We start from the raw sequence: 12,815 nt of genomic DNA on the forward strand, positions 1-12,815 counted from the left end.
TTATGCAACAACGGCTTCAACAGTGGCTTGACGCCTGGGGGCGGCAGCAGAAAACCACGCTGCGTCTCGAGCAGGGAGTCTGTTTATTAACCAACGCTCAGCAGCAGGAGGTTGCGGTTATCGAGCTGCCCCCGGGGAGCAGCGCGGCTATCCTGCACTGCAAGGTAGCGGAGCTAACCGGGCAGGATGCGCTGCTGCTGCCGAACCTGCTGGCGATGAACTTTGAAATGAACGCTATGCGCGGCTGCTGGCTGGCGCTCGACGGGAAAAATGCGGTGCGCCTGTGTACCCAGAGCGAAATGGCGGCGCTGGATGCGGAAAGTTTCGGCCGCTGGCTCAGCGCGTTTATCAGCCAAAGCGAAGAAGTGAGGGCCTTTATCACCGAGCTGCCGGAGATGCTGGAGGAGGCGCAGCCGCGCTAAGGTTTACTGAAACGAAAAGGCCGGGGCTTATCCCCGGCTTTTTATTGCTTAATGGTTTCGTTGCTGGCGAATAAATCCTGCTCCCGCCGGGGCTGCTGCTTTTGCAGAGTGTTATAAATCTTGTGTACTTCGTCGGCGTAACGCTGGCGCAGCTGGCGGCGCTTTTCAGAGGGGCCGGTGTTATACATGCCGACGGTATCCCACGAGCGGCCATGCTGGCGAAACAGGCTATGCAATACCCATGCCCCGGTGGCGATGCAGGTGCAGGGATCGTGCAGCAGTCCCTCGCGCGTTACGCCGAGCTGTTTCAGCCGCCCAAAATGAACGCTGTTTACCTGCATCATGCAGACATCTTCGGTGCGGTTAGCGTTGGCGGCGTTGACCGCAGAGAGATTAAATCTCGACTCTTTCCAGGCAATGGCTTCCAGCAGCGCCGGAGAGATGCCAAACGCATTCCCGACTTTTTTGAAGCAGTCCGCCTGCGCGAGAGCCGGAAGGCTAAGCAGTAAAAGGCCCAGCCGCCACGACTTTGTCTGCATAGAAAGTTCTCCTTTTATCATCACTGGCAATGTGTAGCGAAAACGGGCGTTCGGTTCCCGTTTCGGACCTTTGCCCGTATCAACTAATTCGCCACAGACGGCTTTGCGGCGGGAACTCTTTAGCGGTGGCTCTCACTTAGAGAGACATTCCGGGCGCGGGCGAAGCTGAACTTTGCCATGAGGCGGGGCCGCGGCCGGTTATTGCTACTGGGTATCACTTAGGGGAGTGTGTTGTATGCAGATATCATCGGGACCGGGTGGATTCTCACCTCTTTTGCCGGAAAACCATTTTCCGGGCCTGGACGGGGCGCCACCCGACTCACAAAACGGCGGGAACAGTATTACCGCTAAGCTGCTGCTGAATAACGGCGGTAACACGCTGGCCATTCCGTTAGCGCTGAACTTCGCCAACGCGGGCGCCAGCGATAAGCCTTCGGCCATTAACTTCGGCGCTTCACCGGCGGGGAATAGCGGCCCGGCAAATAATCCGGCCAGCACTTCACAAAGCGACGGCAGCAATTCGGCAGACGGAATGATGCAGGAGCTACAGCAAATGCTCCAGCAGTTCCTGAAAGAGCTGATGCAGCTGTTTGGCATGAATACCGGGCAGAATAAAGATGACGCCTCATCTTCTTCCCCGGCCAGTGGCGTGGGGTCGGGTTCCGGCAGCAGCGGCAGCGGGGCTGCATCCGGTGCGGATGACGCAGGTGCAGGCGCACCGGCGGCTGGCCCGGCGGGAGCTTCCGGCGCTTCAGCCGACAGCCTGCCACCGGGCGACACCAGCCTGAAAACCAGCGATCCAACGCTGCAAAAAATCGTTTCTCAGTTTGGCGGCCAGTATGAAAAGGCCTCCGCTGAAACCGGCGTTCCGGCTAAATTACTGGCCGCGCTGACGATGCAGGAGTCGGGAGGCGACGTGAATGCCAAATCAACCAACCCGGGCAATGGCCTGACCGACAGCGGCATGAACCAGATTAACCCGGACACCTACAGGGCGATGCAGAGCAAATATCCGGACAAGCTGGGCAGCGACATGAACTCTCCGGCTAACCAGATTATGTGCTCGGCGTTGATGCTGAAAGAGGGCAAAGAGAAGTTCGGCAGCTATGATGCCGCGCTGCGCGCCTATAACTCAGGGGATAATCAGGTGAACCTGCACAACCTTTCGAGCGTCTCTCTGGGCGACCCGAACTATGTGAATGAAGTGAACAGCCATATGGCGAAATTCGCCTGATAACAGGCCATATCCTCTCATGGCCGGTTTACAAATACGCTGAAAACAGCGGTCGTTTTCCTCCGGGATGCGGCCGCTTTATTGTTGGCTAAAGCAGTTTATTGTCTTTTTGAGGCTAAATATGCGCGATAAATGGCGATAAACTCGACCAGGAATGTTCCCAATTAAGCATAAATACTGAAACTGAAATATATTTCAAAGGGAAACAGGTATGTCTGCCGGCAGTTATTATTGTAAATAATGGTAAATGGATATTATTTGAATTGACGATTGTGCAGAAAGACCATCAGCCAATTTATCTTTACCCCCGGGATTTAGCGATGAAAGTTCATTTTCCCGCCAGCCGGAGCGAATAGTCCCTGGGTTCACCTGTTTTTAATTAATTTATTCATATTTATCATTTAGTTAATTTTTTAACGATACATTTAGAATCTTTATAATACATTTGGAAATAACTGAATCGATCCTCGTTTTTTTCCAGTGTTGTTCGCGGAACCGACGCGGGAGAGAGCACTTTCTTCCCCGGCCCATCGGGCAAAAAAACGCCCCTTATCCAGACATCGGAACAGTTGAGCGCTTATCCGGGGGTAGGGATATCCCTACAGGTCGCTAAAATTTTGACTGATTGCCATTCTGCCACTCGGTGATAGCTTAACGCTGCTTCTCATAAACAAAACTCATTAATTACTGCCGGTCGCCGGGTATTTCCGGGCGGCAGTGGGCAGACAATCGTTTTACGGTTCACGTTTATGGTTCATAAGTTGGACTCATACGCCAGACCTTGAATAAGCAGGCAGCGGGGGATTTATGAAAGAAAACAGTTTGAATCACTGGGAAATAAAGCATATGCCGGTCGATATCGACCTGAATATGCCGCGTTCGGCCGCAGCTTTGCCTCCTTCTGAAAATGTACATGACGGGCTGGATATTTGGCTTCAAACGTTAGCACCCCTTAAGGTTGATTTGGTGCTGGAGGGGGAAACCGGCACCGGAAAGGACACCTTTGCCCGCCGGATTTACGAGCATTCCGGCTGCCGCGGTGCTTTTGTGCCGATTAACTGCGCGGCAATACCCGAGACGCTGGCCGAAAGCGAACTGTTTGGCGTGACGGCAGGAGCTTATACCGGCGCAAATCACTCCAGAGCAGGTTATATCGAAAGTGCTAATAACGGCGTGCTGTTCCTCGACGAAATCGACAGCATGTCCCTCAGCCTGCAGGCCAAGTTACTGCGGGTGCTTGAAACCCGAACCGTCGGGCGGCTGGGCAGCACAAAGAGCATCGCGCTCAATTTGCGGGTGATTGTGGCCTCGCAAAAGCCGCTGGCCCAGTTGATGGAGCAAAAGCTGTTTCGCCAGGATCTGTTTTTCCGCCTGACGACGGTCAAAATTTCACTGCCCGCGCTGCGTGAACGCGTCGAATGCATTATTCCGCTGTTCCGGCGCTTTGCCCAGGAGTCCGCCGCCCGTCTGAACCGGGCGCTGCCGCCGATGTCGCAGCAGTTAAGCGAGGCGCTGCTGATGCACCGCTGGCCGGGGAATATTCGTGAGCTGAAGGGGGCGGCAGAGCGGTTTGTGCTGGGGCTGCCGGCGCTGGGGCAGGTTGCTCACCCGGAAATGCGTTCCGTGCGCCTGCGCGAAAGGCTTCGCCGCATCGAATACAGCCTGATTGAAGACTGCCTGTCGCGCCACGAAAACCGGGTAGTCAGCGCGGCCCATGAATTAGGTATTCCAAGAAGAACCCTGTATCAACGAATTAAGTCTCTGACTGAAAAGGAAAATTAATTTTAATCTTTTTGGGAACTGCCGACTCCGCCGCGCCACTTAATCTGTGAATGACGCAACATTTACTGTTTAATTAACGAGGAGTAAACATCATGCCTTCAGTCAACACCGGTAACAACGCAGGCGCAAGCGGCAGCCTGGCAGATAGCTTCCAGTCCCAGATGGACTCTATCGAAAACAAATCAATGCAGGACTCGCTGGACAAAGCTGAACGTGACCGTAAAAACGCCTACGTTTCCGGCTACCAGAACTCCGCCACTACCATGATCAGTTCTCTGGCGCAGAACAAAATTTCCTTCTAATGATTATCAGGGATTCGCCGCAGTGTGAATCCCTGATCCTCTTCTCTGCTGGCGGAATCACTCATATGCACATTCTTAATCCTGCTACCGGTATGCCTTTGCCAGACCCCGACTCCCTGAGTTTGTCATCGGGCGCAGTCCCCCAGTCTTCGCCGACCTCTTCCGTAAACGGCGCGGCTAACCAAAGCGATGCGGCATTTTTTTCCGCGGCGCTGGAACAGCCGGAAGCCGTGTCGGCAATGGGCGGTATTGGCGGCAAACCAGCGCCGATGTTTGAAAAAGCTTCCGGTATGTTCAGGCAGATGGACAGCGACCAGAAGCAGATGAATAACGTGCTGCGTAAAGCCGCGCGCTCTACCGACCCGCTGGTGCTCAACCAGGTGGACGACCAGCTTTCCAACTATTACCTGGAAAGCATGATGAACGCCAAGATAGTCTCGAAGAGCGTATCGGGGCTAGATAAACTGACCAACTTGCAGTAATCCATCATGCAATTAAGCTGGCGAAAAATCCTGCAGCCCTGGCTGCTGGTCCTGCTGCTGGCAGGCTGCGACTCGCAGGTGGTGCTGAATACCGGCCTGACGGAAACCGATGCCAACGACATCATCTCCGAACTCTCGAAGTACAAAATTGAGGCCGATAAGCAAATCGATAAAACCGGCGTCACCGTGATGGTAGCTCAGGACAATATCGAGCGCTCGGTTCGCATTCTTAACGCCAACGGTTTGCCGCACAAGGCGCGCACTAATCTCGGCGAAGTTTTCCAGAAAAACGGCATTATCTCCAGCCCGCTTGAAGAGCGCGCTCGCTATATCTATGCGCTCTCACAGGAGCTGGAATCAACGCTTTCGCAAATTGACGGCGTAGTGGTGGCGAGGGTGAACGTGGTGCTGCCTGAGCGAGTCGCTCCCGGTGAGCCGGTGCAGCCCGCATCCGCGTCGGTATTTATCAAATACACCCCGGAGATGGACCCCGACAGTATTGAACCGCGTATTCGTCGCCTGGTCGCGGCCAGTATTCCCGGCCTTTCCGGGAAAAATGATGGCGCGCTTTCGGTCGTCTTTGTCCCCGCAGCGGCCTATCACGACCGCATCGAGCTGGTCACGCTTGGGCCATTCCAGCTGACGCTTTCGCAGTACGCAACGGTAAGAACGCTGTTCTTCTCGCTGCTTGGGCTACTGCTGCTAATTGGCGGTATTTTTACCCTGATCCCAAAACTCAGGGCGATAAAACGCGGTAAACAATCGCCCTCGACCGAACTGACCGTTGTTCCGGCAGAGCGGCGGTAGCGGATTGTGGAAGCTATGGATAACACATCCCCGGCGGCATGGCTGCGCTGGTGGAGCCGGGCTTTTTGGCAACAGGCGGACGCCAGCTGGCACCATTTGGCCTGGTTTCAACTGCCGGAAAGCCAGCGCAGTAGCCTGATAATCAAATCGCCGCAGGCTGTTTCAACTCTGCTGGAACTGCCGCCTGGCCTGCCGCATGAGCCGGATGAACGTCTGCTTATGCTGGCCTCGCTGAGCCAGCAGCAGAGAATGATATTGCTGGCGCTGGTGGCTGAGGTCTGCCAGCGCGGCAGCGGAGCGGCAAGGCTTGAAGACGCCCAGCTCGTCTGGTGTGAGCGCCTCACCCGGGGTTTGCGCCCCGGCGTCTGGCTGCCCGCTGGCCTGGACTTTGCCCGGTGGCCGGAAGCCTCCGCGCTCTGGCTACTGCGCCCGCTGTTTGTACCCACAGCATGGCAGCGGCTCAGGCTGAGTTTTCCCCACGCCGCCGTAACGTTAAGCGAAACGCTAATGCTTGAAGAACCCGCGCCGCCGCAAAACCGCCTGCTGGCGCTGTGGGATGGCGCAGTCTGGCAGGCCCGGCAGCACTCTTTTATGCCGAACGACTAATTACGGGAGCAAGACAGCATGTGGATCGGCCGCAAGGTGGCGTTAGAGGACGCCTCGTGTGCAATTGAGGGCGTTCTGCTACCGCAGAAAATGCTGCTCGAGCAGCAGCAGGCGTTGAGCGTTCTGGCGCTGGCGCAGCAGAGAAGCGAGGCGATGCTGGCCGAAGCCGGGCGGCAGGTTGAGCGGCTGTTGACCGAGGCGCAGCAGCAGGCTGAACGGCAGGCGGCTGCTCGCTGCGAGGAGGCCGAGCAGGCATTTTGGCAGCGTTCGGAGGCGCTGTTTAGCGAGTGGCACGATGAACGTACGGCGCAGCAGAACCAGATACTCAACCAGGCGCAGTCGCTGATTAACGCCGCTTTCGAACAGCTTTTTGGCGGCCTGACCGAGCAGCAAAAGCTTACCGGCCTGCTGGCCCAGTTGCAGCAGGCTGGCGGGCGGACGACAGAGGTGACGCTTTACCACGCCTCGCGGCATGAGGCGGTGCTGGCCGAATGGCTGGATGCTCATCCGCAGCTTGGCTGGTCGCGCTGCATCGACGATGCGATGGCGGCGGAAACCCTGCTGCTGCAAACCGCCCAGGGCGAGTTCAGTATTAGCTGGAATTCACTTCGCCAGCACCTGCTGCGCCTCGCGGATTAAGCCGTCGGAAGTTAATTTTCCGGCGGCGGGAACCCCCGCATTTTTACCGCCACTCATCATACGATTTCAACGCGAGGAGAAACGTATGAGCAATTCCTTTGATATTCAGCGCAATCTCGACAGCCAGCTGTCCCGCCTGCACCACTCGGTAGCCGAGCTGGCGCAGGGCACCCTTGGGCAGCCAGCGCCGAGCATGGGCGACATGGTTGAGTTTAAAAACGCCCTGATGAAAGAGGCCGCGGCCACTTTTACCGACAGCCAGCTCGGGTCGCTCAAGCACAGCCTGAGCAAGGAGATTATCGACTCCATCAACTAGTTATGCCGTCAACGGCTTATGCGTAAGCCGTTTTTAACTCAGCTTGCACCCTAAGCGGCCAGCTTAACGCGCCGTTGATAACAGGAGATTGAGTCGTTGAATCAGCACGTTCGTTTACTTCGTGCGGCCATGTTTGCCCTGGCCGCAACCGCCTGCGGTTTCAGCGCTCCGGCCAGCGCCCAGACGCCCGCAGACTGGCAAAATGGTGCTTACGCCTATTCGGCACAGGCCACGCCGCTGCGCACCGTGTTGCAGGATTTCGCCAGCAGTCACGGCGTCAACCTGCGTATGGGCGACGTGCCGGACAGCGCGGTTGACGGACGCCTGCGCGCCGACAGCGGCGTCGCGTTCCTCGACAGGCTGGCGCTGCAATACCGCTTTCAATGGTTTGTTTACAACGGCTCGCTATTTGTTAGCCCGCAGTCGGCTGAAACTTCAAAACGGGTGACCGTTTCGGCGGATGCCGCGCCAGATCTCAAACAGGCGCTGCGAGACGTGGGGCTGCTGGAAGACAAATTTGGCTACGGCGAGCTCCCGGATGACGGCGTGGTTATCGTGACCGGGCCGCCGGAATATGTCGCGCTGGTGGCCGACTTTAGCGCCAAAGATAAAGACAAAAAGCAGAACAAAGAGATGATGGTTTTCCCGCTTAAGTACGCTTCGGTGGCGGACCGTCAAATAAAATATCGCGAGAAATCCCTGCTGGTGCCCGGCGTTGCGAGCATCCTGAACGAACTGCTGGGCAAAAAAGATAACCGCTCCTCTCAGGGCATTCAGCCGGGGGGCGAAAGCGCTTCGCGCGAGGCGCTAAGCAAGTCGTTCCAGGAGCAGTCAGACAACATTCTCTCCGGGCTTATCCAAAGCCAGGACGGGCGGATGCGTAACTCCGGCGGCGATGATGATACCGAGCTTAACCCCATGGTTTCGGCGGACGTGCGCAATAACGCCCTGCTGGTGCGCGACGATCCGAAACGCCGCGAGCAGTATCAGGCGCTGATTTCGCAGATAGATGTGCCGCAAAAGCTGGTCGAGATAGACGCCATGATTATCGATGTGGATCGCCGCGCATTCTCTAATTTTTCCAGCAATCTTGGCGCAACTTTCGGCAACGTGACCGCCGGTTCCGCGATGTTGCAGGGGGCTGGCACGCTGTTCGTTACCGACTACAGCCGCTTCTTCGCGCAAATTCAGGCGATGGAAGGGAGCGGCAACGCTTCTATCGTGGCTAATCCGTCGATTCTGACGCTGGAAAACCAGCCTGCGGTTATCGATATGAGCGATACCGCCTTTATAACCGCTACCGGCGAACGTGTGGCAAGCATTGAGCCGGTAACCGCCGGAACCAGCCTTCAGGTCGTGCCTCGCGCCATCGGCAGCGGGCCAAACAGCACGGTGCAGCTGGTGGTGGATGTGGAAGACGGCAAAGTTGAAACCAACGATGACGGGGCGGCTACCGGGGCGAAACGCGCCACGGTGAGTACCCAGGCGCTGGTTCAGCAGAACGGTTCCCTGGTCATGGGCGGGTTCCACTCCCGCGAAACCGGCGATACCGACCACCGCATTCCGCTGCTCGGCGACATTCCTTACCTGGGCAAATTCTTCTCCTATACGCGGCATGAAACTTCGCAGCGCGAGCGCCTGTTCATTATTACCCCGCACCTGGTGGGGGATCAGGTTGACCCTACGCGCTATATCGACGAGCAGGATCGTCAGCAGCTCTCATCGGCGATGAACGAAGTTCAGCTGCGCCAGCGCTACAGCTCGATGAAGGGCGATATCGAAAATGCGATGCGCGACCTGGCTGAAGATAAAGTGCCGACCGGTTTTCAGGCGGGCGGAGAGGGCGTAGGCATCGCTCAGCTATGCAACACCCGGCCGGGGCTTTCTTCCGACAGTTCCCGCAGCCAGTGGTACAGCAACTCCTCAATACAGATAAGCGTGGGCCTGGTGCGCAACATCAGCAGCAAGCCGCAGCGTTTTGATGAGTCCAGCTGCCGCGATGACGATGTGCTGGCCGTGGCGGCATGGCCGGGCAGTAACCTGGCGCCCGGCCAGTCGGCGGAGGTTTACATTGCCTACCGCACGCGCGGCGAGGGGCGACGCAGCCGTCAGTCGCTGCTCTCCTCTGCACCCGTGTCCGGACAGCCGTCTGCTTTATCAAGATCGCATAGCTATCTGCTGCCCCCGCGCCCCGCGCTGCATTAAGGAGAGACGATGAAACCTTCAATTTTGTGCCTGCTGGCGCTGGCCTTCGCCCTTAGCGGATGCGCCACCCGCAACGATAACGGCTGCGAGAGTCTGGAGTGCAGGCCCCTGTCGGACAGCCATCACCTGACCATCTGGTGGCCTGCCGATATGCGCAACGGCGTACAGGATTACTCGCAGATGCCGGTGCGCTAATTTTTGCGGCGAGCGCCCGTTGTTTCGCGCTCGCGGCTTAAAAACGCCATTTTTTTCTTAGTGTTAGGCAGTTTTGTGGAACCGAAGCCGGTTTCTTTTCACTTAACAGGCGTCTATATACTGCGAACCAGCAGGGCTGGTCGCCTGTATCAACCCCGTTGTCATGGTGAGGTAATCTAATGAGTACGATTGGAAATATGCTGAATCTGGCCACTGCATTACCGCAGCTGGCGCTAAACGCCACCCCTGAAGGTATGGCGGCTAATTTGCTGAAGAACGTTGGCGATCAGATGGTGAACGACATTGCCTCTAAATTGACCAACCTGCTGTTCTCTGGCGGAATGAACGGCAATAACAACAACACCTTTATGTCGCCGCAGAGCCAGGGCGGAGCCAGCATGGGCAATACGCTGGCGGCAAGCAATATGCAGCAAATGCTGCAACAGGTGATTCAGCAAATGGGCGTGAATTCCCAGAACAGCCCGTTTAACAGCCAGGCCGGAGCAGGCAACATGAACGCCTTCAACGGCGGCCTGAGCCACGGACTGCAATCTCCGTCTACCGGCATCGGCCTGGTTCAGCTGCCGCTGTCTACCACCGGCAGCAACAGCGCCAACAGCTTTAACCAACTGGGCAACAATATGGGCAGCCAGCTGGGCAGCAAAATGGGCCTGCAGGCGCTGGACGACGTGAAGTCCGACACCAGCGGCCTGTGCGGCGCGCTCGGCGGCGGCGGTAAAGTGGAAGGTGGCTCCAAAGAAACCCGCGCTGAAATCGGTAAATTTATGGATCAGCACCCGGAAATTTACGGCAAGCCGCAGAGCGTTGGGGCGGGCATGCCGGGCCTGGTGCATATCGGGAAAGGTCCTTCCAGCTGGGAAGATGCCCTGAAGAACAGCAAACCGCTGAGCGGAGACGCGCTGAAGGCGTTCCAGTCGGCGAAAAATGACCTGAAAACTTCGATGGTTGGCGGCTCTATCGCCGGTTCCGGCACGACGCCTGGCTCTTCGAGCCTGCTGATGAACGCCGATGCCCAGTTGTTTAACAGCAACATTATTCAGAACTCGCTGAAGCACCACCACGGCGCGATTCTGAACCTGGCAGCGCTGGCCTAAGTTTTGCTGTTGTAGTCCACAGGCTTTCTTTTAACGCAGGGTGTGGAAAAGCCCGCCATGCGTGATTCGCTCCGACTCTTCTTCGCCCTCTATTTGACCGGTTTTTCTGCGTTAATCGCGTGGTAAACCGGTCTTTTTTTATGGCTTGATCTTTGCATTAAAGAGATTCCAGCGCCGCTTCCTGCAGCAGTTGATTCCACTCTTTTGGCGGCCTTCCCCGATGCAGCATTTTTTCGAAAACTTTATAGCTGTCGGTTTTGCTGCCGTATTCCCGAAGCGCTTCGCTATCGTTCATCCAGGCCAGAACAATAATTTTCGCGGCGCTATGGTAACGGAAAAATAAGCGATATCTGGCGTTGCCAAATTTAGCTCGTGACCAGTCTTTATTGGTGTTTCCCAGGGTTTTTCCCTGGCGATACATTGGTGAGGAGGGGTCTGATGTAATTCCTTCTTCAATGACCTTGTGCACGACGGCAAGAAGTTTTGTTGCGGCTTTCTTCCGGTATCCCTCCGGGTCTTTAATCCTTAAAGCTTCGACTTGCTCAACTAACGCGTCGTAAGCTTCCTGAAAGCACGGATGGGCATAAATTCTCCATCCGTTAATTTCCTCCGGCAGTCCTTTTTTCATTAGTCCTCGTCGCGGATCTCATCATCAAGATTAACGTCCACACCGCTAATCAACTCGCGGCCACGGGACATGTCGAATGGTTGAATGTTTTGAGGGGCATTTTTGATATCGGCGGCTAAAAATTGCAGGAACGCTTCCATAACATCATCCTCCGGTGTTTCTTCTCTGCGGCTAAGCAGAACTCTCCCGCCCGGCAAAATTTGGTATTGGAGATGATCTTTACCAGGCTGAATTTTTAGTGCCTCACGAACCGGCGCGGGTATCGTCGTTTGGCTACGGGTTGTTACCTTAGAATCGACGGTTAAAGCGGCAGTGCCTGAACGATCGTCAGCGTACATAATCTCACCTTAGATGACACGGACTTTGATTAACTTCTGAGCAGGAGTATAAGGCGAGGAAAATGGTAATGCAATTGCATTACCATGAGTGAGGGGCTTTCAGTCTACTCCTCAAACTCAATAGTCTCGCCCTTAATGCGGCCTTCGAGCTTGCGCAACAGGCGGTAGATGGCAGCCACGGCTTTTAGCGTGTCGCGGGGGATATAGGCACCTTCTTCGGTGGTGCGGTAGAGGTTGCGGGTTAGCCACACGTAGCGGACCACCGGGATATTGGCGGCGTGCGCCATTTTGATTAGCGCTTTAGCCTCCTCATCCTGTGCTTTGAACAGCAGCATTGGCAGCGGCGTTTCGTCCGGTTCGTATCGCAGCCCGACGGCAAAGTGGGTTGGGTTAACCAGCAGCACGTCGGCCTTTTCCATCTCCTGCGGCGTGACCTTTTTCGCCGGGCCGTTGAGGATCTCGTGAGCAACGTGTTTGCGGTGGCCTTTGGTGTGCGGGTCGCCTTCCATCTGCTTATATTCGTTTTTCACGTCTTCGTGGCTCATGCGGTTTTGCTTGAGGAAGAAGTATTTTTGCAACGCAAAGTCGGCTACCGCAAACACCAGCATCACGCCGACGATAGTGTGGGCGAGGGTTTCCAGAATCGCCACGCCTGCGTGCCAGAAGCCGTCCAGCGTGCCGCCCGCAAGGTTGGCCAGCAGCGGGAGGCGGGGCTTAATCAGCAGCCAGAACACGACGGAAAGGGTGATAGCTTTCAGCAGGCTGTTGAGGATCTGAAGAAACTGCTTAACCGAAAACATCTCTTTAAACTTGTTGAGCGGGTTTAACGCTTCAAGTTTTGGTGCCAGCGCGGCAATAGCGAACAGCGGGCCGAACTGGAGCCAGCCTCCGGCGATGCGCAGCAAAATAACCGTGCCGACCGTCATCATAAAAAAGACCCCGACGGTGAGCAGCGCCGCGCCGCTCACCTCGCCTAAAGCCTGAGTGAAAGGCGCGCTCAGGCGCAGCAGCGGCAGGGTCATCAGCGCCTGCAGTTTGTCCATGCTGGCATCCATCATGGTAAAAATAAGCTGCAAAACGCCAAACATAATCAGTAGTTTGGGAATATCCTGGCTCTGGCTGACCTGGCCCTTTTTGCGCGCTTCCTGGAGTTTATGGGGGCTGGCCTGTTCTGTTTTTTCGCTCACTGGTTTTACGCTCCGCTA

Annotated in this window: 16 protein-coding genes; 12 read left to right on the forward strand and 4 right to left on the reverse strand. The window is 56.2% G+C overall.

The features are described 5' to 3' along the window. Positions 1-2 precede the first annotated feature (2 nt). On the forward strand, positions 3-422 hold the full coding sequence (locus HMPREF0201_RS05435) for a type III secretion system chaperone (RefSeq protein ID WP_244878501.1): 420 nt from the start codon (positions 3-5) through the stop codon (positions 420-422). 41 nt (positions 423-463) lie between these two features. On the opposite strand, the gene HMPREF0201_RS05440 is transcribed toward HMPREF0201_RS05435, so the two are convergent. Next, on the reverse strand, positions 464-961 hold the full coding sequence (locus HMPREF0201_RS05440) for a lytic transglycosylase domain-containing protein (protein WP_039898022.1): 498 nt from the start codon (positions 959-961) through the stop codon (positions 464-466). A gap of 235 nt (positions 962-1,196) precedes the next feature. On the opposite strand from HMPREF0201_RS05440, the gene HMPREF0201_RS05445 reads away from it, so the two are divergent. The 11 genes from HMPREF0201_RS05445 (at position 1,197) to HMPREF0201_RS05495 (ending at position 10,644) form a co-directional block, all read left to right on the forward strand. Further along, positions 1,197-2,195: a lytic transglycosylase domain-containing protein gene (locus HMPREF0201_RS05445; protein WP_016535497.1), complete on the forward strand. Its 999-nt coding sequence runs from the start codon at positions 1,197-1,199 to the stop codon at positions 2,193-2,195. An 807-nt stretch (positions 2,196-3,002) separates the two neighbouring features. After that, positions 3,003-3,977: a sigma 54-interacting transcriptional regulator gene (locus HMPREF0201_RS05450; protein ID WP_016535499.1), complete on the forward strand. Its 975-nt coding sequence runs from the start codon at positions 3,003-3,005 to the stop codon at positions 3,975-3,977. A gap of 92 nt (positions 3,978-4,069) precedes the next feature. Beyond that, positions 4,070-4,279, forward strand: a complete 210-nt coding sequence (locus HMPREF0201_RS05455; RefSeq protein WP_016535500.1) for a hypothetical protein — start codon at positions 4,070-4,072, stop codon at positions 4,277-4,279. A 65-nt stretch (positions 4,280-4,344) separates the two neighbouring features. Then, positions 4,345-4,761: an EscI/YscI/HrpB family type III secretion system inner rod protein gene (locus HMPREF0201_RS05460; RefSeq protein ID WP_039899153.1), complete on the forward strand. Its 417-nt coding sequence runs from the start codon at positions 4,345-4,347 to the stop codon at positions 4,759-4,761. 6 nt (positions 4,762-4,767) lie between these two features. Continuing rightward, positions 4,768-5,568 carry a type III secretion system inner membrane ring lipoprotein SctJ gene (gene sctJ, locus HMPREF0201_RS05465; protein WP_016535502.1) on the forward strand — a complete coding sequence of 267 codons (801 nt, stop codon included), beginning with the start codon at positions 4,768-4,770 and terminating at the stop codon, positions 5,566-5,568. A 15-nt stretch (positions 5,569-5,583) separates the two neighbouring features. Beyond that, positions 5,584-6,174, forward strand: a complete 591-nt coding sequence (locus HMPREF0201_RS05470; protein WP_016535503.1) for a hypothetical protein — start codon at positions 5,584-5,586, stop codon at positions 6,172-6,174. A gap of 18 nt (positions 6,175-6,192) precedes the next feature. Then, positions 6,193-6,813: a type III secretion system stator protein SctL gene (gene sctL, locus HMPREF0201_RS05475; RefSeq protein WP_016535504.1), complete on the forward strand. Its 621-nt coding sequence runs from the start codon at positions 6,193-6,195 to the stop codon at positions 6,811-6,813. Positions 6,814-6,898: 85 nt separating this feature from the next. After that, entirely contained in the window at positions 6,899-7,129 is a 231-nt protein-coding gene (locus HMPREF0201_RS05480; protein WP_016535505.1) for an HrpF protein, read from the forward strand. Positions 7,130-7,258: 129 nt separating this feature from the next. Beyond that, positions 7,259-9,334: a type III secretion system outer membrane ring subunit SctC gene (gene sctC, locus HMPREF0201_RS05485; RefSeq protein ID WP_016535506.1), complete on the forward strand. Its 2,076-nt coding sequence runs from the start codon at positions 7,259-7,261 to the stop codon at positions 9,332-9,334. A gap of 9 nt (positions 9,335-9,343) precedes the next feature. Then, on the forward strand, positions 9,344-9,529 hold the full coding sequence (hrpT, locus tag HMPREF0201_RS05490; protein ID WP_016535507.1) for an HrpT family type III secretion system protein: 186 nt from the start codon (positions 9,344-9,346) through the stop codon (positions 9,527-9,529). Positions 9,530-9,708: 179 nt separating this feature from the next. Beyond that, a complete protein-coding gene (locus HMPREF0201_RS05495) occupies positions 9,709-10,644 on the forward strand; it encodes a hypothetical protein (protein ID WP_016535508.1) in 936 nt (311 codons plus the stop codon). Positions 10,645-10,801: 157 nt separating this feature from the next. Here the strand turns inward: HMPREF0201_RS05495 and HMPREF0201_RS05500 are convergent, their stop codons facing one another. From HMPREF0201_RS05500 to sctU, 3 genes are all read right to left on the reverse strand, one after another. Beyond that, the gene (locus tag HMPREF0201_RS05500) at positions 10,802-11,272 is read right to left on the reverse strand and encodes a type II toxin-antitoxin system YhaV family toxin (RefSeq protein ID WP_016535509.1); all 471 of its coding nucleotides are present in this window, start codon (positions 11,270-11,272) and stop codon (positions 10,802-10,804) included. Next, positions 11,272-11,610 (reverse strand): type II toxin-antitoxin system PrlF family antitoxin, encoded by a 339-nt coding sequence (locus HMPREF0201_RS05505; protein WP_016535510.1) that lies wholly within the window; start codon positions 11,608-11,610, stop codon positions 11,272-11,274. The genes HMPREF0201_RS05500 and HMPREF0201_RS05505 overlap by 1 nt, the downstream gene beginning before the upstream one ends. Positions 11,611-11,714: 104 nt before the next feature. Next, positions 11,715-12,797 (reverse strand): type III secretion system export apparatus subunit SctU, encoded by a 1,083-nt coding sequence (gene sctU / locus HMPREF0201_RS05510; RefSeq protein ID WP_016535511.1) that lies wholly within the window; start codon positions 12,795-12,797, stop codon positions 11,715-11,717. Positions 12,798-12,815 lie beyond the last annotated feature (18 nt).

The sequence above is a fragment of the Cedecea davisae DSM 4568 genome (genome assembly GCF_000412335.2).
In the GTDB taxonomy this organism is placed as follows: Bacteria; Pseudomonadota; Gammaproteobacteria; order Enterobacterales; family Enterobacteriaceae; genus Cedecea; species Cedecea davisae.